This window comes from Streptomyces sp. NPDC049597 (assembly GCF_040675505.1).
Classification (GTDB): Bacteria; Actinomycetota; Actinomycetes; order Streptomycetales; family Streptomycetaceae; genus Streptomyces.
Genome location: NZ_JBFAOY010000010.1, coordinates 14,267 through 34,788, shown reverse-complemented (window position 1 = coordinate 34,788; position 20,522 = coordinate 14,267). Strand labels below are relative to the sequence as shown.

Sequence of the window (20,522 nt, the reverse complement as noted above, 5' to 3'; positions counted from 1 at the left end):
TTCGGCCCGTAGCCGTGCCTTCGGCCGCAACCATCGGCGCGGCGGCCGGAGGCCGCGCCGACCCGGGTCGCGCCCCCGGCGCACCGCCCCTCGTGACAACCGCTCGTGCCCGCCCCCGCGCTTTCCCGACCCCCTGTGTCCTGGAGCCATCGTGACTGCATTTCGTGTCCGAACAGCGGCCGCCGCAGGCTGCCTCACCCTCCTGGTCCTGAGCGCCTGCGCCGAGACGCCGAAGGCCACGCCCGTGAAGCCGTCGGAGGCCACCTCGGCGCAGGAGGCAGGGGGCATGAACAAGCTGATCGCCGCGGCGAAGAAGGAGGGCGAGCTCAACGCGATCGCGCTTCCGCGCGACTGGGCGAACTACGGCGGTCTGATCGACGACTTCGAGAAGAAGTACGGGATCAAGGTCACCGTCGACGATCCCCAGGGATCCAGCCAGGACGAGATCGACGCCATCAAGAAGAGCGGGAAGAGCGCCGACGCCCCCGACGTCATCGATGTGGGGGACACGTTCGCCCGGGCAGCGGTCCGGCAGAGCCTGCTCGCGCCGTACAGGGTCGCCGCGTACGACTCCGTCCCGGACAACCAGAAGGACAGCGAGGCCCGCTGGTACAACAACTACGGCGGCTACATCTCCATCGGCTGCGACGCCAGCCGTGTCGAACCCTGCCCCCGGACCTTCGCCGATCTGCTGGAACCCCGGTACAAGGGGAAGGTCTCGCTCGACGGCGACCCCACGCGTTCCAACGCCGCCTTCGCCGGCGTCTACGCGGCCGCCCTCGCGAACGGGGGGACGTTCGACGACATCCGCCCCGGCCTCGAGTTCTTCGCCGAGCTGAACGACCGCGGCAACTTCAACCCCGTCGAGTCGACCTCGGCCGCGGTGGAGGCCGGCAGGACCCCCATCAGCATCGACTGGGACTACGTCAACCTCGACTACGCGGACCGGTTCCGCGGCAGGGGCGTGGACTGGCGGGTCGCGATCCCCTTCGACGGCAGCTTCGCCCAGTACTACGCCCTGGCCGTCAACAAGAACGCCCCGAACCCGGCGGCGGCCCGCTTGTGGCAGGAGTATCTCTTCAGCGCGACGGGCCAGAACCTCCGGCTCAAGGGCTACGCCCGCCCGGTGCTGATGGAGACGATGCGCGAGGACGGCACCCTCGACGAGGACGCCGCGGCGAAACTGCCGACGGTCGAGGGTGAGCCCCAGTTCCCCACGGACGCGCAACTGGAGAAGGCGAGGGTGGCGGTCGACCGGGGCTGGGCGAAGGCCGTCGGCGGCTGAACCCACCACGTGAGGGATCACGGGTCCGCTCGCCGGGCCGGGGTGAGGTCAGGCGTGCCGTGAGGGGCGCCTGACGGGCGGAAGCACACGTCAGGCCCCCTTCTCGGTTTCTTGCTCCTGATGTCTAGAAGAAGCCGAGCTTCTTCGGCGAGTACGACACCAGCAGGTTCTTCGTCTGCTGGTAGTGGTCCAGCATCATCTTGTGCGTCTCGCGGCCGATGCCCGACTGCTTGTAGCCGCCGAACGCGGCATGGGCCGGGTAGGCGTGGTAGCAGTTCGTCCACACCCGGCCCGCCTGGATCGCCCGGCCCGCCCGGTACGCCGTGCCGCCGTCCCTCGTCCAGACACCGGCGCCCAGGCCGTACAGCGTGTCGTTCGCCGTCGCGATCGCGTCGTCGAAGTCCGTGAAGGAAGTGACCGCGACGACCGGGCCGAAGATCTCCTCCTGGAAGATCCGCATCCTGTTGTCACCCTCGAAGATCGTGGGCTGGACGTAGTAGCCGCCCGCCAGCTCGCCGCCGTACTCGATGCGCTGACCTCCCGTCAGCACCTTGGCACCCTCCTGCCGGCCGATGTCGAGGTACGAAAGGATCTTCTGCAGCTGGTCGTTGGAGGCCTGCGCGCCGATCATCGTGTCCGTGTCGAGCGGATGGCCGGGCACGATCTTCTCCGTGCGGACCACCGCGGCCTCCAGGAACTCCCCGTAGCGTCCGCGCTGGATCAGCGCACGCGAGGGACACGTGCAGACCTCGCCCTGGTTGAGGGCGAACATGGTGAAGCCCTCCAGCGCCTTGTCGCGGAAGTCGTCGTCCGCCGCCCACACGTCGTCGAAGAAGATGTTGGGCGACTTGCCGCCCAGTTCCAGGGTGACCGGCTTGATGTTCTCGGAGGCGTACTGCATGATCAGCCGCCCGGTCGTGGTCTCGCCGGTGAACGCGATCTTGGCGACCCGGGGGCTCGACGCCAGCGGCTTGCCCGCCTCGACGCCGAAGCCGTTGACGACGTTGAGGACACCCGGCGGCAGCAGGTCGGCGACCAGGCTCAGCCACACGTGGATGGACGCGGGGGTCTGCTCGGCCGGCTTCAGCACGACCGCGTTGCCCGCGGCCAGCGCGGGTGCCAGTTTCCATGCGGCCATCAGGATGGGGAAGTTCCACGGGATGATCTGCGCGACCACACCCAGCGGCTCGTGGAAGTGGTATGCCACCGTGTCGTCGTCGATCTCGCTCAGCGCGCCCTCCTGGGCGCGCAGCGTTCCGGCGAAGTAGCGGAAGTGGTCGACCGCCAGCGGGATGTCGGCGGCCAGCGTCTCGCGCACCGGCTTGCCGTTGTCCCACGTCTCGGCGACCGCGAGCTGTTCGAGGTTCGCCTCCATCCGGTCGGCGATCCTCAGCAGGACGCCCGCGCGTTCGGCCGCCGAGGTGCGGCCCCACGCCGGCGCCGCCGCGTGAGCGGCGTCCAGGGCGCGCTCGACGTCCTCGGCCGTGCCGCGGGCGATCTCGGTGAACGGTCGGCCGTCGACCGGACTCGGGTTCTCGAAGTACTGGCCGCGCGCCGGTTCGACGTACTCGCCGCCGATCCAGTGGTCGTAGCGCGACGCGTAGGAGACGACGGAGCCTTCGGCGTTCGGCTTCGCGTATCGGGTCATGTCCAGTGCCTCCCGGTGGGGACGCCGCCCGCCGTTGGGCGGCGCTTGCGCAGAGGCTAGGAAGCGGAACGTTGCAACCGCGTTGCGCGGTGTCGCCTCCGCGGCCGGCGTCCCCGCCGCAGGGCCGTCACCCGCGCTGCCAGGCGTCCAGCTCCGCCACGCGCGCCAGCGCCGCCGCCCGCCGGCCGGGCGGCAGCACGGATGCCAGCGCCCGCCAGGCGGGCAGGTCGTCCTCGCCCCAGGTGCTGTACGCCCAGTCCGCCAGCAGCGCCGGATCACCGCGCGCGATCAGCGCCGCACGGAGCTGCTTCTCCAGGCGGGCGCGCAGCCGGACCACCGCGGGCGCGTGCGACGTCGGCAGCAGCGGGCCCGCGTACGCCCCCACGGCATCGGTCACGGCACCGGAAGCCAGCCGCCGCGTCACCGTGTCGAAGTCGGCGTCGACCGGGGCCGCGAGCCGGTAGGGGCGCGAGCGCAGCAGGCCAGGGCCGAGCAGATGCCGCAGCCGGGACAGTTCCGCGCGCAGGGTCACGGGGGTGACCGTCTCGTCCTCGTACAGCTCGACCAGCAGTTCGTCGCCGCCGATGCCGTCGGGGCGGCCGGCCAGGACGACGAGGATCTCGCTGTGCCGTCGGCTGAGCCGCAGTCCGCGCCCCTCGACGGTCAGCAGCGCCTCGTCCCGCCCGAGCGCCGTCAGCCGCAGCGCCTCGGCCGTGGGCGGCGGTGCGAGCAGGGCCAGCTGCGACTCGGCGGCCCGCGCCACGGCACCGACGAAGGCGAGACTGTGCGGATGGGCCAGCTGGTCCCCGCCGGTGATGTCCACCGCGCCGAGTACGCGGCCCGTGGCCGGGTCGTGGATCGGGGCGGCGGCACACGTCCACGACTGGACGGGCCTGCGGAAGTGCTCGGCGGCGAACACCTGCACCGGCCGCCCCACGGTGATCGCCGTACCGGGCGCGTTCGTGCCCGCGACCGCCTCGGCCCAGCGGGCGCCGGGCACGAAGTTCATCCGGCTCGCCCTCCGGCGCGTCGCCGGGGGCCCCTCCACCCACAGCAGCCGGCCGTGCGCGTCGCAGACGGCCACCAGGTGCCGTCCGTCCGCCGCGTACGCACCGGTGAGTTCACGGATCACCGGCATCACCCGGGCCAGCGCGTGACTGTCCCGGTACGCGCCCAGATCCTCCCCGTCGAGGTCCACACCCGCCATGCCCTCGGGGCTCACCCGGGCGCGTGCCGAGCGCCGCCAGGAGTCCGCCACCTCGGGCCGCACCGGCAACTCGACACGGCCCGCCGTCACATAGGCGTCGTACGCACGGCGCAGCGCCGCGCTGCGTTCGGCCGGATCTGTGCCGGGTTCCAGGGCCACCCACGGATCGCTCACATCGCCCTCCCGCGCCCATCGTCGCCCGGCCGGCGGGGCCCGACAAGGACCGTGCGCCGGTCATACGGCTCGACGTGCCGGGTCGTGGCTCAGGCGAAGCCGACGAGCCGGACGCAGCGGATCCAGTCCCGGTACGGGCCCGGACCGGTGTGCGTGGCGCCGGGCGGGTGGGCTCCTCGTCGCCCGCGAGCGGCGAGGAGCCCACGGCCCCGGTGGAACTGTGGTGGAGTCGGGAAGGCGTCATGACGAACCTGTGAAATCCGCGCGCGACTCTGGTGCTCACGCGAGCGCACTCCGCGCTCTTCGATCGGGGGAAACCGCACATGAGCAACGTCCTGAGAGCCACCGTCGCTCTCGCCGCCCTGTCCGCCCTGACCCTGACGGCTTGCGGCCCCTCGGAGGACGGCGCGGCAGGCGCGCCCACCGGTCCCTCGGCGTCCGCGCCCACGGGGCCCGCCGCGACGCCGACCAAGGCCCCGGACGCCACGGAGCCCTCCGCTCCGGCGAAGCCCGAGGCGCCCAGCGCAAAGCCCTCCTCGAAGAAGCCCTCCGACAAGCCCCCGGGCTCCGGCGACAAGGGCTCCACGGACCCGGACTTCGACGTCTTCCCGTGCAGCACCTTCGACGTCACGTTCACCGCGAGCCCGGCCGAGCCGACGACCAGCAGCTACTTGCTGAAGATCACCAACAGGAGCTCCAAGCCCTGCAAGGCCCTCGGCCACCCCGTCGTGACCTTCGGCAGTCTCGACGGCGCGGCCGTCGAACGCGGAACGGCCCCCGCCATCGAGGACGCCATCCGGCTCGCTCCCGGCGAGTCCGCGTACGCCGGGCTCATGGGCGGGCTGAACGACGGTACGGGCAGGACCGTCAACTCCATCGCCATGACCATGAACACCGAGTCGGACCTCGAGCAGATCCCGCTCAAGGCCTCGACCCCCGGCCTGTACGTCTCTGCGGACAAGAACTCCGTGAGCGCCTGGGCCGCCAACGCCGAGGACGCCCTCAGCTGACGGACTGCCGGCCGACGGACGCGTACCGGTCGTGCCCGACCGGTACGCGGTCGCTCAGCGAGCCTCGCACCCCCCTCCCGTCCTCACAGTCCGCCGGGCAGGAGCGGGGCCGGAGATTCCCCAGGCAGGTCGCTGCCTCCGCCCGGCCAGGATGCGGCCCGGCGGCCGCCTCTCGGATACTGGCCTCATGCCGCCGCAGCAGTCGTTCGCCGGCGCGGAGCCCGCCCCCGAGCCGATCACCGCCGACCCGCCCCACGTGACCGACCGTCCCCTGCTCACGCAGTCGTGGCTGGACCTGGCCTTCCTGCACTGGGCCGTCGACCCCGTGGGCATCGCCCCGCTGCTGCCGGCCGGCACCCGGCCGGACACGCTGGACGGCGTCACGTTCGTCGGACTCGTCGCCTTCCGGATGCACCGCGTCGGCTGGTTCCGACTCCCCGCCATCCCGTACCTCGGCTCCTTCCCCGAGACCAACGTCCGCCTGTACTCGGTCGACGCCCACGGCCGCCGCGGCGTCGTCTTCCGCTCCCTCGACGCCTCCCGGCTCGTCCCCGTCGCCGTCGGCCGCGCGGGGTTCCGGCTGCCGTACGTCTGGTCCCGGATGGCGGTCCGGCAGGAAGGCCGCACCGTCACGTACACGAGCCGCCGCCGCTGGCCGGGCCCGCGCGGGGCGCACAGCGACCTCGCGATACGGATCGGCGACGCCGTCCGGGAGCCGACCGGCGTCGAGCACTTCCTGACCGCCCGCTGGGGCATGCACGCCGCCTTCTTCGGCCGCTGTCTGTACCTCCCGAACACCCACCCCCGCTGGCCCCTTCACCGAGCCGAACTGCTCCACTGCGATGAATCCCTGATCACCGCGGCCGGCCTCGACGCCCCCGCCGCGCCGCCGGTCAGCGTGCTGTACTCGCCGGGCGTCCCCGTCCGGTTCGGCCGGCCGCCCACGAGGCGGGCGAAGGGGTACGACGGCCCTGGAGCGGCCGCTCCGCCGGTTCCTGCCGGAACCGTGCGATCTGTCAAGGACCGGGGACGGCCGGTGCGTCAGTCCTCCGCGGCGCGATCGCCCAGTGCCAGCGCCAGCGCCGACGCCGGATCCGCGGACGCGGGGCCCGCAGGCGCCCACACCGTACGCTCACGGCGGTAGGGCCACCAGCGGCCGTCCGGGCCCAGGCGCAGCTGCACCTGCGCGCCGACCACCGTCCACCGTCCCACGCCGGCCGGCCGCAGCCGCGGGCGCCCCGACTCGTCCCCCTCCGGCCACGCCGCGTCGAGAGCGGCCGCGCCCCGTGCCGCCGTCGCCGCGTCGGGCGTGACCTCGTCCTCCAGGACGGCGAGCGAGGCGGCCCCGCCGTACCGCCACGCCCGTACGGCGAGGTCGAGCTCCGCACGACTGCGTCCGGTGCCCGCCGCGATCCGCCCCTCGACGACCGGCCCCGGGGACGACGCCGCCATGCGCACCGCGTCCTGATGGGCGGTCAGTGCCGGTGGTGGCGGAGCCTCCTCGTGCCCCGGGGCGAGCGCCGCCGCCAGCAGCGATCGGGCGCGCGCCGCCGCGTCCGCCGCGAGGAACTCCAGGGCGTCCGGGTCGATCCCGGGTGCCGGCTGTGTCTGCGTGTCCAGGGCCGGCGGGGGTCCCGCCTCGTCGGGCAGGGGCGGGGGAGGGGGCAGCGGAGGCAGGATGTCCCGTGCCGCGAACGCCTCGTCGGCCCGTACGCCCGTGACCTCCGCACGCTCGTCCCGCGGCGGCGACTTCGGCGACGGCGTGCCCGCGCGCGCCACGCTGCGTGCCTGGAGCTCGTCCAGCAGCCTCCGCTCCGCGCGGCCACGCATCAGCAGCAGCACGAACGGGTCCTGGTCCAGCAGTCGCGCGACCTGGTAGCACAGCGCGGCCGTGTGGGGGCAGTGGTCCCAGGCGTCGCAGGTGCACTCGGGCTCCAGGTCACCGATGCCGGGGAGGAGTTCCACGCCTGCCGCCGCGGCGTCCTCCACCAGGTGCGGCGGCATCTCCCGGTCGAGCAGGGCCGCGATGTGTCCGGCCCGGTCCACCGCCGTGCCGAGGAACCGGTCCCACTCCGCCTCGTCCAGCTCGCGCAGCAGCACGTCGCTGCGGTGCGCCGTGCCGTCCCGGTCGCGGACGACGGCGGTGATCCGTCCGGGACGCACCGACACCGCGCCGACGGCGCCCTCGCGCGCGTGCCGGCGTCCCTTCTTCAGCTGCCGGCCGTCCAGCGCCGTGTCCTCCAGCGCCTTGAGCCACGCCTGCCCCCACCAGGTCTGTGCGAAGCCCTGGCCCCGCGCGGGAGGCAGCGCGTCGAACGTCCGCTCCACGTCAGGTGTTCCGCTCATCGTCCGTTCCCCCGCAGTTCCACCAGTTCAGCCAGTTCGGCGTCGGTCAGCTCCGTCAGCGCCGCCTCGCCGGAGCCGAGCACCGCGTCCGCCAGCTCCTTCTTCCGGTCCAGCATCTGCGCGATACGGTCCTCGATGGTGCCCTCGGCGATGAGCCGGTGCACCTGCACGGGCCGGTCCTGGCCGATGCGGTACGCGCGGTCGGTGGCCTGTGCCTCGACTGCCGGGTTCCACCAGCGGTCGAAGTGCACGACGTGCTCCGCCCTCGTGAGGTTGAGCCCCGTGCCCGCCGCCTTCAACGACAGCAGGAACACGGGCACTTCGCCGTTCTGGAAGCGCTGGACCATGGCCTCGCGCTCTGCGACGGGCGTACCGCCGTGGAGGAACTGGGCCGGTACGCCCCGGGTCGCCAGATGCTCCTCCAGAAGCCGTGCCATCCGCACGTACTGGGTGAACACGAGCACGCTCGCTTCCTCGGCCAGGATCGTGTCCAGCAACTCGTCCAGCAGTTCCAGCTTTCCGGAGCGGTCCGCGATCCTCGGCCGTTCCTCCTTGAGGTACTGCGCGGGGTGGTTGCAGATCTGCTTGAGCCCGGTGAGCAGCTTGACCACGAGACCGCGCCGCTCCATGCCGCCGGCCTCCGAGATCGCCGCGAGGGTCTCGCGCACCACCGCCTCGTACAGTCCGGCCTGTTCCGGGGTGAGGGACACCGCCCGGTCGGTCTCGGTCTTGGGCGGCAGTTCGGGGGCGATGCCCGGATCCGACTTGCGCCTGCGCAGCAGGAACGGCCGCACGAGCGCCGAGAGCCGGGCGGCGGCCGCGGAGTCGCCGCCCTCCACCGCCTGGGCGTAGCGGGTCCGGAACGTACCGAGCCGGCCGAGCAGGCCGGGCGTGGTCCAGTCCAGGATGGCCCAGAGCTCGGAGAGGTTGTTCTCGACGGGTGTGCCGCTGAGCGCGACCCGTGCCTTGGCGCCGATGGTGCGCAGCTGCCGGGCGGTCGCCGAGTACGGGTTCTTCACGTGCTGCGCCTCGTCGGCGACGACCATGCCCCACGGCACCTCGGCGAGCCGTGCCGCGTCCAGCCGCATCGTGCCGTACGTGGTGAGGACGACCTCGCCCTCGCCCAGGGCGTCGAGCGAGCGGTGGGGTCCGTGGAACCGGCGCACCGGCGTGCCGCGTGCGAAACGCTCGATCTCCCGCTGCCAGTTGCCCATCAGGGAGGTGGGGCAGACCACGAGGGCGGGTCCGGCGGCCGAGGGGTCCGTCTGCCGGTGCAGGTGGAGCGCGATGAGGGTGATGGTCTTGCCGAGACCCATGTCGTCGGCGAGACAGGCTCCGAGGCCCACCGAGGTCATCCGGTGGAGCCAGTTGAGGCCCCGCAGCTGGTAGTCGCGCAGGGTCGCGGCCAGCGCCGCGGGCTGGGCAACCTCCTGCGGCCCGCCCTCGGGGTCGGTGAGCCGTTCGCGCAGCCGTTCCAGGGGGCCGGCCGCCGTCACCTCGACGCGCCGGCCGTCGACCTCCGCGGAACCGGTGAGCACGGCGCTGAGCGCGTCGATCGGTGCCAGCTTGTGGTCCCTGCTCTCCTGGGCCCGCCGCGCCTCCTGCGGGTCGACGAGTACCCATGCGTCGCGCAGCCGCACCACAGGCCGGCCCGACTCGGCCAGGCGGTCCAGCTCGGACCGGGTGAGCGGCGTGTCCCCCAGCGCGAAGCGCCAGTTGAAGGCGAGCAGGGCGTCGGCCGACAGGAAGGACGGCAGGCCGGAGGACTCCCGTGCCGCCGGGTCCGCGCCCGCGCCGTCCGCCGATTCGCCGTCGACCGGGCCGACGACCGCGCGGGCGGTGAGACGCCGGGCCAGTTGCCGGGGCCAGTGCACCTGGAGGCCGGTCGCCGCGAGGGCGCGGGTGGCGTCGCCGAGCAGTTCGGTGATCTCCTCGTCGGCGAGTTCGATCGCGTCCGGGACGGCGGCGTGCAGCAGGGGCGCCAGCGGAGGCCAGGCGCGCGCGGCACGGCGCAGGGCGAGCAGGGCGTCCAGCCGGGCGCGGGGTCCGAAGGCGGCGGCCGATGCGCCCGTGCCGGCCCAGACGTCCGCCGCGTCGGCGACCAGCGCGGGATCGCGCACGCTGTGCATCTGCACCACGGCCCGGAACGACGGGCCGGTGCCGTCCTCCCCGTCCGCCGTGTCCAGGCCCGGGACTTCGATACGCAGGGACAGTCGCACGCCCCCGTCGTGCCCGGCGGCGATGTCGGCGGCCCACTCCCGCTGGTCGGGAAGCCGCAGTGGTCCCTGGGCAGCGAACGCCGGGCCGCCTGCCGCGAGTGGTGCCGCGGGGCTGCGCGGGAGTGAGTCGGCCACGGCGTCGACGAACTCCCGCAGCAGCCGCTCCGGTTCGGGCAGCATCAGCGGGTCGGCTGCCAGGTCGAGGGGCACCGCGTGTGCGGCGGGAGGCATGGACGCCGCGAGCGTTCGCAACCGGTCCAGGTCCTCGGGTGTGAGCGGCCCCATGCGCCAGGCGTCGTTGTCGGTGGCGCTCAGCCCGGGCAACAGCAGTCCGCGTGCGCCGAGTTGCAGCGCGAACACCGCGGCTGCGCCCCAGAACGCGGCCGCGTCGGTGGCGCCGGGCAGCGCGCGTGCCCGGGTCAGGACGGGCAGCGCGTCGGCGACGGACATCACCAGTGCCGGTACGTCGGCGGTGTGCACGGCATCCGTGACGACCGTGACCGTGCCGCGCCGGGCGGCACGGCACGCGAAGGCCGGCGCGTCGTCACCCTCCGGGAGCAGGAAGGCGATGCGTCCGGCCCTGGCCGGATCACCCGGCAGGAACAGCGCGGGGCAGTGGGCGAGGGCGGAGGCGGCGGATACGGAGAGCGTGGGTTCGGCGGGCGGAGACGGCGTTACCGTGGGAGCCATGGGCACAGGAAGACGCATTCCTCAAATTTGACTACTCGGGACCCGAAGTCGTTGAGGGTACCCCACCGGGAGCCGCCGACGGGCGTGATCAGGGTGTGGCGCCGGTCACGGGCAGGCAGGTGCCGCGACAGGGGGTGCGGTCGGCACCACCTCCGGGGGCGGGCACGCCCCCGAACGGTCCGGGTGGTGCCGTCATGGCTCGCCCGGTACCGCGGTCCCTACGTTGGGTGCACGTCGCGGGGTGCGTGCGACCGGCACGACAGCCCGACGCCTGTGCGCCACCAGCGGTCGACCGCCTCGGTTTCCCGCTCTCGCCACCGGCCTTCAGCCCTCAGCGCCCGCCCCTGCCATCAGTCCGCCAGCCACAGACCGGAGACCCCATGCCCCAGGCCACCGCCACGCTCACTGCACCCGCCGCCGCGCCACCCACCCCCGGCGAAGCCGCCGCGGCCACCGGCCCCGCCGCTGCGGGGAGCGAGTTCGCCCCGTTGCTGCGGACCGTCAAGGAGCAGGGACTCCTGGAGCGCCGGCCGGGCTGGTACGCCCGCGGCATCACCGTGAACCTGCTGGCCCTGTCGGCGGTGATCACCGGCATGGCGCTGACCGGCGGTTCCTGGTGGGTGCTGCTGCTCGCTCCGCTCCTCGCCCTGTTCTGCGCCCGCGCCGCCTTCTTCGGCCACGACGCCGGGCATGCGCAGATCACCGGCAACCGCCGCAGGAGCCGGCTCATCCAGCTCCTCCACGCCAATCTGCTGCTCGGCATGAGCCAGGAATGGTGGAACGACAAGCACAACCGGCACCACGCCCATCCCAACCACGTGGACAAGGACCCCGACGTCGCACCCGACGTCCTGGTCTTCACCACCGCGCACGTCGCGGGCCGCGAGGGCGTGCGCGGATGGCTCACCCGGCACCAGGCGTGGCTGTTCTTCCCCCTCACCACCCTCGAAGGCATCGCGCTCAAGGTGTACGGATTCCGGGCGGTCCTCTCCCGTACGCCCTCGGTCCGCCAGAGCCCGCGTGAACGGGCCGTCGAAGCGGCGCTGCTCCTCGCCCATGCCGCCGCGTACGCGACCCTCCTGCTGACCACCATGCCGCTCGGCCGGGCCCTCGTCTTCGGCCTGCTGCACCAGATGGTCCTCGGGCTCCACCTGGGCATGGCGTTCGCTCCGAACCACAAGGGCATGGAGATGCCCGACGCGGAGCACGGCAAGGACTGGGGCCACCTGCGCCGCCAGGTCCTCACCTCGCGCAACATCCGGGGCGGACCCGTCACCGACTGGCTCCTCGGGGGTCTCAACTACCAGATCGAGCACCATCTCTTCCCGAGCATGCCGCGGCCCCACCTCGCCCTCGCGCGGCCGCTGGTCCGTGCCCACTGCCGCGCCCTGACGGTCCCGTACGCGGAGACCGGGCGGATCGACTCGTACCGACAGGCCCTCGGGCATCTGCACGACGTGGGCGAACCGCTGCGCGCCGACGCGTGACGCACCGCGCGCCGAGCGCCCGGGGAACCGGAGGCCGGGCGCGGACGTTGTTCCCACAGGAGCGGCCAGGGCCGCGGAGGAGGCGACGGAGATGTCGACACGTACGAAGATCGTGCTCGGGGGAGCGGCCGTCGGCCTGCTCCTGATTCCGCTGCTCGGTTTCTGGCTGTCGCTGCTGGTGGTGCTCGGCGTGCCGGCCGTGGCGTATCTGATGCTCGACCCGAGCCAGCGCCGCAGGCTGCGCCGTGTGTCCCGGCGCGAGATCGGCCGCTGACCGGCGGACGAGGACCCCGAGGGGCGGGGCGGGCCGCATCCGTGCGGCCCGCTTCCGTGTGCGGATCGTCATGCTGCCCGGAGAGGTAGGGTCGTTGATGATCGTTTGACACGCGGGATCAGCGACAACGGAGGGGAGCTCGACGATGGGTGCGGCAGTCGCAGCGGTCAGCAGCAACGGGGAGTACTCGTTCACCAAGCCGAACCGCGACAGCATCACGCTGCTCGCGGGGCTCGGGGTGGAGGGCGACGTCCACGCGGGCGTCACCGTCAAGCACCGGTCGCGCGTCGCGCAGGACCCGACCCAGCCCAACCTCCGTCAGGTGCACCTCATCCACGAGGAGCTGTTCACCGAGGTGGCCCGGTCCGGCTTCGATGTGTCCCCCGGCGATCTCGGGGAGAACGTGACCACCACGGGGATCGACCTGCTGTCGCTCCCGGTCGGCACACTGCTCCGACTCGGCCCGGAAGCGGTCGTCGAGGTGACCGGCCTGCGCAATCCCTGTCTGCAGATCGACGCCTTCCAGGACGGCCTGCTCAAGCAGGTCGTCGGCCGCGACGGGTCGGGGGCCGTCGTGCGCAAGGCCGGGATCATGGGCGTGGTCAGGACCGGCGGCGTGGTGCGGCCGGGCGACCCGATCGACGTCGAGCTCCCCGAGGGCCCGCACCGTCCGCTCGAACGGGTCTGAGGCCGCCGCGGTCCGCTCGAACGGGTCTGAGGCCGCCGCGACCGGCACGGGGCCGGGCTTGGCCCGGTCCCGGATCCACCGCGCGCCTCGCAGGCCGGGCGGTGGCCGGCGGTCACGCGGGGTGGACGGCGACCTTCTCCAACCCCGCGAGCAGCCCCGGCAGTTCGCGGCCGCGTCCCACCGGGATCACTTCGCCGGGCTCCTCGTCGAGCAGGACGAACGCGATGTCGTCGGTCCTCGCGACCATCGACCAGCCGGGACCGTCGGCGCGGATCGTCCGCGCCCCGCCGGGAGCGAACGACGACCGGACCCGTCCGGGCGGCGGAACCGACTCGGTGTAGGCGCGGGCCTCGCCGAGCGCACGGCGTACGCCCTCGCTCAGCCCGCCCGAGGCCGTCCCGGCGCCCGCCTCCACGGCGGCGGACGGCCCTGGCGGCCCGGCGGAATCGGCGGCGTCCGGTCCGTCGAGGCCGGTCCGCTCGCGCCACTGTGCCCACTGCAAGGCGATCTCGTCCGCGCCCAGCCTGCGCTGGGCGGGACCCCAGCGCCGCGTGTCCGGCGGCGTCAGCGGCGGCCGGTCGCCCTCCTCGGGGGCGGGGTCGTGCGGCGCGGGCAGGTTGGGCGCGGCCACGGCCACGGCCAGGGGCCAGCCCGGCAGCGCGGCCACCATCGAACGCTCGTCGGGCGACAGGTCGTACTCCATGCCGCAGTCCCAGGAGGCGATGGCCACGGCGACGAGGGACACGTCGTCGACCACCACCGTCCAGCGGGCGCCGTCCGCGTCCTGCCCGAGGACCAGCCCGTACCCCTCGGCGTACGGTTCGAGGCCGAGGGCCTCGCAGGCAGCGGGATAGTCGTCGCCGAGCACGCTGGGGAACTGCGCGGGTGTGAGCAGTACCGCGGTCAGCACATACAGCGCGTCGTCGTCGACGGCCTCTTCCGCCCCGGCCACGGCAACCTCCCCGTCCGATCGTTCGTCGGCGCACCTTAACCAGTGGGTAACCCGTGCGTCGAGGGCCGGCGGAACTAAATCGGCCGGGACGGTTCCGCTCCGGGCAGCCCGAGCAGGCCTCGTGCGACGGCTTCCACGGGTTCGTTCCGCTCACGGGCGAGGGCGATGACCGCGCGGCAGGCGAGCTCGTTGATGCCGAAGACGAGCGCGTCGGGCGCGACCCAGCCCGCCGCCTCGTCGATCCGGTCCCAGTCGTCCTCGACGCTCGCCGCCACATAGGTCGCGGCGGCCTCGAAGACGTTGTGCTGAGGAGGGCGCGCGTGGCCGGACGGCGGGGCCGGGCGCGCGGAACGGGCGAGGAACCACTTGCGGAACCGGGCGAACACTCGGACCACCTTCCCCTGGGAGAGGGAGCGGCGGATGCCGCCGACTCCTCAAGTGTTCCACTCTCGCACGCGGTTCGAACGGGATGGAGCGTGTGTCCGAACGGGGTGGTGCCGCCGAGCCGCTCCCGGTGCCCTCAGGTCGCGGCCTCACGCACCGCCAGAGCCAGGAAGCGGTCGTCCCGGTCCGTGTACGAGGTCAGCCGCCAGCCCGAACCGGCGAGAATCGGACGGAGGTTGGGCTCCGCCCGCAGGTCGTCGTCGGTGACGGCGCGGCCGTGGCGGGCGGCGAGCGCGGCGCGTCCGATGGGGTGGAAGAGGGCGAGCGCGCCACCCGGCCTCACGACCCGGCCGAGCTCGCGCAGGTTCTCCGCCGGCTCCGGCAGGTGGGAGATCAGCCCCGCTCCGAACACGGCGTCCAGTGATCCGGAGCGCAGCGGAAGGCGCGCCACGTCGGCGAGCACCAGCAGTCCGCTGCGCCCGCGTCCCGCCCGGTCCGCCTCGTGCAGCATCTCGGGCGTCAGATCGATGCCGATGACGCTGCCGCGCGGGCCGACGGCGGCGCGCAGCGGTTCCAGCGCGCGTCCGGTGCCGCAGCCGGCGTCGAGCACCCGGTCGCCGGGGCGCAGGCCGAGGTCCGCGACGGCGGTGGCGTACGCGGGTCCGTCGTCGGGGAAACGGCTGTCCCAGCCCGCGGCACGCGCGCCGAAGAACTCCTGAACCTTTGTGTGGTCGTCGGCCATGCGTCCATGATCTGCCACCAAGGGGCGACACGTCACCCGGCCGTTCTGCGCACATGTTCGGACGGTGCACGATCGTTCAGGAACATCTGTCCGTCATATTCCATCAGCTTGCGAAGTGCGCCCGGCGCACGTCCCCCGAAGGGCTAGCGTCCCTGGGCCATGGGACACCTGGACCACGCCGCCTTCGGCGTGCTGACCCCCGCGCTGTCGTACCTGATGGCCGTCATCGGTGCCGCCCTCGGGCTGCGCTGTACCGTGCGTGCCCTCGGCACGACCGGCCGTTCCCGCCGGAACTGGCTGATCACCGCCGCGTCCGCCATCGGCACCGGTATCTGGACGATGCACTTCGTCGCCATGCTCGGCTTCGCCGTCCGCGGCACCGACATCCGCTACGACGTGCCGCTGACCGTGCTCAGCCTGCTGGTCGCCGTGCTCGTCGTCGGCGCCGGCGTCTTCTGCGTCGGCTACGGCCGCGACCGGCTACGGGCCCTGCTCGTCGGCGGCCTGTCCACCGGTCTCGGCGTGGCGAGCATGCACTACCTGGGGATGGCCGCCCTGCGGCTGCACGGGAGCGTGCGCTACGACCCGCTGCTGGTCGCCCTGTCCGTCGCCATCGCCGTGGTCGCCGCCACGGCGGCCCTGTGGGCGGCCCTCAACATCAAGTCGCCCCTCGCCGTGGCGGTCGCCTCGCTCGTCATGGGCGCCGCCGTCAGCAGCATGCACTACACCGGAATGCTCGCCGTCTCCGTGGAGGTGACGCCCGCCGCCGGACGGCTGCCCGGCTCCGGAGCGATGCAGTTCATCTTCCCGCTCGCCGTGGGGCTCGGTTCCTACCTCTTCGTCACCTCGGCCTTCGTGGCGCTCACCCCGACCGCGGGCGAACGCGCCGCCTACGCCGCGGCCGGCCGGTACGAGGAATCCGACGAAGGCCGGCGGATCCCGGCCACGGGGACCGCACCGCACAGCACCGCACCTTCCGCGGCCGCCGAACCCGACACCGCACCCCCCGCCGCCCCGAGCACCACGGCGACCGCCTGACCGGCCGACGGCACAGCCGCCGGTCCCGCATCCGGAACGAGGAGGACATGCGCACACCCCGCAGGAGCCCGGGCGACGAGACCCGGCCCCCGACCCCGCCGCCCATCGGGCCGACGGCCCGCCGACGGCGCGCACACGCCGGGGCGCCCGCGGTCGAACACACCGGGCAACGGTCCGGGCCGCCGCGGCCTCCCGCCCGTCCCGCAGGCCGAAGACGCCTCCTGCCGCGGCCCCGTACCGTACGGGCGAAGGTCATCTCGTTGCTGATGGTGCCCGTGCTGTCCCTCCTGGCCCTCTGGGGCTTCGCGACCGTGACGACCGCTCAGGACGTGGCGCGCCTGCGCCAGTCGCAGCACATGCACGAGCAGATCGGTGAACCGGTCGCCGCCCTCGTCGCCGCCGTGCAGGCCGAGCGCCGCGCCGCACTCCACCGTGTCGCCGCCCCCTCCGCCGACCGCGACGCCGCACTCCGGTCGGCGTCCCGGCACACCGACAACACCGCGCGCCGGCTGCGCCTCGACGACGGGAACACGGTCGCCGTGGGCGGCGAGACGCCGGGCGAAGTGGCCGCCCGCCTCGACACGTTCGTCACACTCGCGGAGAAGCTGGGACCGGCGCGCAGGGCCGCCGAGGGCAGCAACGCCTGGAACACCGTGTACGAGACCTACAACGACGTCGTCACCGCGGGCCTCGCCGTCGGCGGTGCTCTCGCCGGCGTCCAGGACAGCGGACGCGCGTCCGACGCCCGCGTCCTGCTCGAACTCGACCGGGCCGGCGAGATGCTCGCCCGCGAGGACGTTCTCGTGACCTCGGCCCGGCTCACCGGCGGCTTCGACGCACAGCGGCTGCGCCTGTTCATCGGGGCGGCGGCGGCCCGCACGGCACTCACGGACGGTGCGGCCGCCGACCTGCGGGGCCCCGCGCGCGCGGCCTGGCACGCGCTCTCCGGCCGGCCGGCCTACCGGCAACTGGCCGACGCGGAGCAGCGGGTGGCCGCGGCACGTCCCGGCCGTGCGGCGGCCACGGCCGTGTCCGTGGACGCCTGGGCGAACGCGCGCACCGCCGTCGGCGACGGGCTGCGCGGCATCGCGACCGACGCCCGCCGCAGCGCCACGAGCGACGCCGACCCCGTCGCGGCCGGGCTGCTGACACCGGCGGGGGCGGCCGTGCTCCTCGGCCTCGCCGCCGTCGCCGCGTCCCTCGCCATCTCCGTGCGCATCGGCCGAGCGCTCGTCGTTGAACTGGTCTCCCTGCGCAACACCGCACTGGAGATCGCCCGCCGCAAACTGCCGCAGGCCATGAGCCGGCTGCGCACCGGCGCGCAGATCGACATCCGGGCCGAGGTTCCGCCCGGCGCCGCGAGCGACGACGAGATCGGACAGGTCGGGGAGGCCCTCGCGACCGTGCACCGGGCGGCGCTCGGCGCCGCCGTCGAACGAGCCGAACTCGCCGGCGGCATCTCGGGGGTCTTCGTCAACCTCGCCCGCCGCAGCCAGACCCTCGTCCACCGCCAGCTGGCCCTGCTCGACGCCATGGAGCGCCGCGCCGACGACCCCGGCGAACTCGGCGACCTCTTCCGCCTCGACCACCTCACCACCCGGATGCGCCGCCATGCCGAGAGTCTGATCATCCTGTCCGGCGCCGCACCCGGCCGCGCGTGGAGCAGGCCCGTTTCGCTGACCAGCGTCGTGCGCGCGGCCGTCTCCGAGATCGAGGACTACGCGCGCGTGGAGGTCCGGCAACTGCCCGAGACGGCCGTCCTCGGCGCGGCCGTCGCCGACATCACCCACCTGCTCGCCGAACTCGTGGAGAACGCGGCCCAGTTCTCCCCTCCGCACACCAAGGTGCGCATCACCGGCGAACCCGTCGGCAACGGTTACGTGCTGGAGATCGAGGACCGGGGGCTGGGCATGGGGGCACAAGCCCTGGCCGAGGCCAACCGGAGACTGAAGGAGTCCGAGGCGCTGGACCTCTTCGACAGCGACCGCCTCGGCCTGTTCGTCGTCAGCCGCCTCGCCTCCCGTCACGGCATCAAGGCGCAGCTGCGCACCTCGCCCTACGGCGGCAGCACCGCGGTGGTGCTGCTGCCGACCGCGCTGCTTCAGGGGGCCCTGCCCGCGGGCGCGGAGGGCCGGACACCGGGTGCGGGCTCGCGCGCGGGGGGCCGGGAACAGGCGACCGCACGCGAGCAGTCGGCCGGCGCCCCGCCCGGTGAGCGGCGGACGCCCGGGCTCCCCGCCGACGGTCCGAGGGCGGGCGAGCAGTCGGCCGGCCGCTTCACCGAACAGCCGGGGCCCGTACCGCACCCCGTACGGTCCACGGCGGACGTCCCGGCCGGGCCCGGGGCACGGGCCGGGGCCCCCGGCCGGCCCTCGGCCGCGCCGCCGGCCGCCGTCCGTCCGCTGCGTCCGCGTGACGTCGCGACGCCGTCCACCGAGGGCGAACTTCCGCGCCGCGTACGCCAGTCGCACCTGGCGCCCCAGCTGCGTCAGGCGCCGCAGGCGGATCCGCCGCGTGCCGGCGGCCCGCCCGCCGACGGCGCTGCCGACCGCAGTCCCGACGTCGTGCGCGACCGGATGAACGCCTACCGCAACGGCTGGGCGAGGGGCGGCGGCGCGGCGCCCGGGTCTCCGCGCCCGGAGGCCACCGAACCGCCCCGGCCCTCGGGCCCCGAGCACCTGCGGGAGCGGGACCGCGCGTTCGTGCGGGCCCGGGACGCCGAGATCCTCCCGGCCCGAGACCTCCACCCCGGCCGTCAGGCCCATCCCGGCAGCGAAGGAGACCGAGCATGACCGAGCACGAGTCAGCCGTGGCCCCTCACCGATTCGGCGACCTCGACTGGCTGTTGGACGATCTCGTCCTGCGCGTGGCCGAGGTCCGGCACGCGCTGGTGCTGTCCAACGACGGGCTGCCCGTCGGCGCGTCCGAGGGACTGTGCCGCGAGGACGCGGAGCATCTGGCCGCCGTCGCCTCGGGGTTCCACAGCCTCGCCAAGGGCGCGGGACGCCACTTCCACGCCGGCGGGGTTCGGCAGACGATGGTCGAGATGGACGACGGCTTCCTGTTCGTGGCGGCCGCCGGGGACGGATCCTGTCTCGCCCTGCTCACCGCCGTCAGCGCGGACATCGGACTGATCGCCTACGAGATGGCCCGCCTCGTCAACCGTGTCGGCGAACACCTGCGCACACCGGCGCGCGTCAGCGCCCCATGAGCGGCGACGCCGAGCCCACCGGCAGCCGGTGGTACGACGCGGAGGCGGGACCGCTCGTGCGCCCGTACGCCATGACCGGCGGGAGGACCAGACCCGGGCCGAACCATGTCCGCTTCGACCTCATCGCCCTGGTCGTCGTGGACGACGCCGCGACCGGCTCGGAAGAGGAATCGCTCCTCGGCCCCGAGCACCGCACGCTGCTGGCGCTGTGCCGGTGCGAGAAGCAGTCCGTCGCGGAGCTCGCGGCCGAAGCCGACCTGCCCGTCGGTGTCGTGCGCGTGCTCCTCGGCGACCTCCTGGAGGCCGGGCACGTGAGGGTCAGCCGCCCCGTGCCGCCGGCACAGCTGCCCGACGAAAGGATCCTGCGTGAGGTCATCGAGGGCCTGCGTGCCCTGTGACGGCGGCGGCCGGTACGCGAACGGGCACGGCCGCTCAGCCGGAGCCGCCCCGCCCGTCCAGCCACTGCGCCCTGGTGACCGCGTACTCGACGTCTCCGAGCTCCGAGCCCTCGATGGCGTCCGGCCACTGATCGAAGAAGGTCCGCACGTAGCGGAGCCCCGCCTTCTCCATCACGCGCCGCGAGCGCTCGTTGACCGTCATCGTGTTGGCGGTCACCCGCAGCACCCCGAGCTCGGTGAAGCCGAGGCGGATCAGTGCCCGCGAGCCCTCGGTCGCCAGCCCACCGCCCCAGGCCCGCCGGCCGAGGCGGTAGCCGAGCTCGACCTCGTCGCAGCTGTCGGCGCGCAGCGGGCGGAACTCGAACCAGCCGAGGAAGGCACCCGAGGCCCGGTCCTGCGCCGCCCAGTACCCACGGCCCTCCACGCCCTCCGGGCCGTCCAGGCAGGCGTAGTGCCGCAGGAGAGCCGGCATCCTCTCGCGCAGCACCTCCTCGCGGGTCGTGGGCGCACCGCCGTTGATGTAGCGCATGACCTCGGGGTCGTTGTCGACGGCGAGCACGTCGTCCGCGTCGGACTCGCGGAAGGGCCGCAGCGTCAGACGGCAGGTCTCCAGAAAGGCGCGCATGCCGGGATCATCGTCGGCCGCCGCCGCGGCCGCCAGCGGAATACGCGCATCCCGCGCCCACCCGGTGCGCCCGCGCCGGCCGTCCCGCCCGACTCGTCGGCCACTTCCGTTCCCGGCCGGGATCGCGCCGCCCGCCCGTCCTCG

At 73.8% G+C, this 20,522-nt stretch carries 17 protein-coding genes and 1 pseudogene; 10 read left to right on the top strand and 8 right to left on the bottom strand.

All coding sequences use genetic code 11. The features are described from left to right. Positions 1-286 precede the first annotated feature (286 nt). Positions 287-1,285 (top strand): extracellular solute-binding protein, encoded by a 999-nt coding sequence (locus tag AB0K02_RS13975; RefSeq protein ID WP_365992786.1) that lies wholly within the window; start codon positions 287-289, stop codon positions 1,283-1,285. A 124-nt stretch (positions 1,286-1,409) separates the two neighbouring features. On the opposite strand, the gene adh is transcribed toward AB0K02_RS13975, so the two are convergent. Both adh and AB0K02_RS13965 read right to left on the bottom strand, forming a co-directional pair. Beyond that, complete coding sequence (gene adh / locus AB0K02_RS13970) at positions 1,410-2,933, bottom strand: aldehyde dehydrogenase (protein ID WP_365992633.1); 1,524 nt, start codon at positions 2,931-2,933, stop codon at positions 1,410-1,412. Positions 2,934-3,060: 127 nt separating this feature from the next. After that, positions 3,061-4,314, bottom strand: coding sequence for a GAF domain-containing protein (locus AB0K02_RS13965; RefSeq protein WP_365992632.1), 1,254 nt, complete (start codon positions 4,312-4,314; stop codon positions 3,061-3,063). Between the two features lie 323 nt (positions 4,315-4,637). On the opposite strand from AB0K02_RS13965, the gene AB0K02_RS13960 reads away from it, so the two are divergent. Next, complete coding sequence (locus tag AB0K02_RS13960) at positions 4,638-5,324, top strand: DUF4232 domain-containing protein (protein ID WP_365992631.1); 687 nt, start codon at positions 4,638-4,640, stop codon at positions 5,322-5,324. Between the two features lie 187 nt (positions 5,325-5,511). Beyond that, positions 5,512-6,264, top strand: a pseudogene (locus AB0K02_RS13955) (DUF2071 domain-containing protein); the annotation flags it as partial. A gap of 101 nt (positions 6,265-6,365) precedes the next feature. On the opposite strand, the gene AB0K02_RS13950 reads toward AB0K02_RS13955, so the two are convergent. Together AB0K02_RS13950 and AB0K02_RS13945 are read right to left on the bottom strand one after the other, a co-directional pair. Further along, a complete protein-coding gene (locus AB0K02_RS13950) occupies positions 6,366-7,670 on the bottom strand; it encodes an SWF or SNF family helicase (protein WP_365992630.1) in 1,305 nt (434 codons plus the stop codon). Then, entirely contained in the window at positions 7,667-10,579 is a 2,913-nt protein-coding gene (locus AB0K02_RS13945) for a DEAD/DEAH box helicase (RefSeq protein ID WP_365992629.1), read from the bottom strand. The genes AB0K02_RS13950 and AB0K02_RS13945 overlap by 4 nt, the downstream gene beginning before the upstream one ends. Positions 10,580-10,959: 380 nt before the next feature. On the opposite strand from AB0K02_RS13945, the gene AB0K02_RS13940 reads away from it, so the two are divergent. The 3 genes from AB0K02_RS13940 (at position 10,960) to AB0K02_RS13930 (ending at position 13,028) form a co-directional block, all read left to right on the top strand. Then, positions 10,960-12,066 carry an acyl-CoA desaturase gene (locus AB0K02_RS13940; RefSeq protein WP_365992628.1) on the top strand — a complete coding sequence of 369 codons (1,107 nt, stop codon included), beginning with the start codon at positions 10,960-10,962 and terminating at the stop codon, positions 12,064-12,066. A gap of 91 nt (positions 12,067-12,157) precedes the next feature. Then, the gene (locus AB0K02_RS13935; RefSeq protein WP_365992627.1) at positions 12,158-12,340 is read left to right on the top strand and encodes a hypothetical protein; all 183 of its coding nucleotides are present in this window, start codon (positions 12,158-12,160) and stop codon (positions 12,338-12,340) included. 145 nt (positions 12,341-12,485) lie between these two features. Beyond that, on the top strand, positions 12,486-13,028 hold the full coding sequence (locus AB0K02_RS13930; protein ID WP_365992626.1) for an MOSC domain-containing protein: 543 nt from the start codon (positions 12,486-12,488) through the stop codon (positions 13,026-13,028). Between the two features lie 112 nt (positions 13,029-13,140). On the opposite strand, the gene AB0K02_RS13925 is transcribed toward AB0K02_RS13930, so the two are convergent. The 3 genes from AB0K02_RS13925 to AB0K02_RS13915 form a co-directional block, all read right to left on the bottom strand. Then, on the bottom strand, positions 13,141-13,980 hold the full coding sequence (locus AB0K02_RS13925; RefSeq protein ID WP_365992625.1) for a hypothetical protein: 840 nt from the start codon (positions 13,978-13,980) through the stop codon (positions 13,141-13,143). A gap of 74 nt (positions 13,981-14,054) precedes the next feature. Then, positions 14,055-14,375 carry a hypothetical protein gene (locus tag AB0K02_RS13920; RefSeq protein WP_365992624.1) on the bottom strand — a complete coding sequence of 107 codons (321 nt, stop codon included), beginning with the start codon at positions 14,373-14,375 and terminating at the stop codon, positions 14,055-14,057. Between the two features lie 125 nt (positions 14,376-14,500). Continuing rightward, a complete protein-coding gene (locus AB0K02_RS13915; protein WP_365992623.1) occupies positions 14,501-15,106 on the bottom strand; it encodes a class I SAM-dependent methyltransferase in 606 nt (201 codons plus the stop codon). A gap of 159 nt (positions 15,107-15,265) precedes the next feature. Here AB0K02_RS13915 and AB0K02_RS13910 point away from each other — a divergent pair, with 159 nt between their 5' ends. Genes AB0K02_RS13910 through AB0K02_RS13895 form a run of 4 tightly spaced genes read left to right on the top strand, consistent with a single transcriptional unit; the run spans position 15,266 to position 19,753 of the window. Next, entirely contained in the window at positions 15,266-16,144 is an 879-nt protein-coding gene (locus AB0K02_RS13910; RefSeq protein WP_365992622.1) for an MHYT domain-containing protein, read from the top strand. Positions 16,145-16,191: 47 nt separating this feature from the next. Then, positions 16,192-18,936, top strand: a complete 2,745-nt coding sequence (locus tag AB0K02_RS13905; protein WP_365992621.1) for a nitrate- and nitrite sensing domain-containing protein — start codon at positions 16,192-16,194, stop codon at positions 18,934-18,936. Next, positions 18,933-19,355, top strand: a complete 423-nt coding sequence (locus tag AB0K02_RS13900) for a roadblock/LC7 domain-containing protein (RefSeq protein ID WP_365992620.1) — start codon at positions 18,933-18,935, stop codon at positions 19,353-19,355. Before AB0K02_RS13905 ends, AB0K02_RS13900 begins: the two co-directional genes overlap by 4 nt. Then, positions 19,352-19,753 carry a DUF742 domain-containing protein gene (locus tag AB0K02_RS13895; RefSeq protein ID WP_365992619.1) on the top strand — a complete coding sequence of 134 codons (402 nt, stop codon included), beginning with the start codon at positions 19,352-19,354 and terminating at the stop codon, positions 19,751-19,753. Before AB0K02_RS13900 ends, AB0K02_RS13895 begins: the two co-directional genes overlap by 4 nt. Before the next feature lie 34 nt (positions 19,754-19,787). Here the strand turns inward: AB0K02_RS13895 and AB0K02_RS13890 are convergent, their stop codons facing one another. Continuing rightward, entirely contained in the window at positions 19,788-20,378 is a 591-nt protein-coding gene (locus AB0K02_RS13890; protein ID WP_365992618.1) for a GNAT family N-acetyltransferase, read from the bottom strand. Positions 20,379-20,522 lie beyond the last annotated feature (144 nt).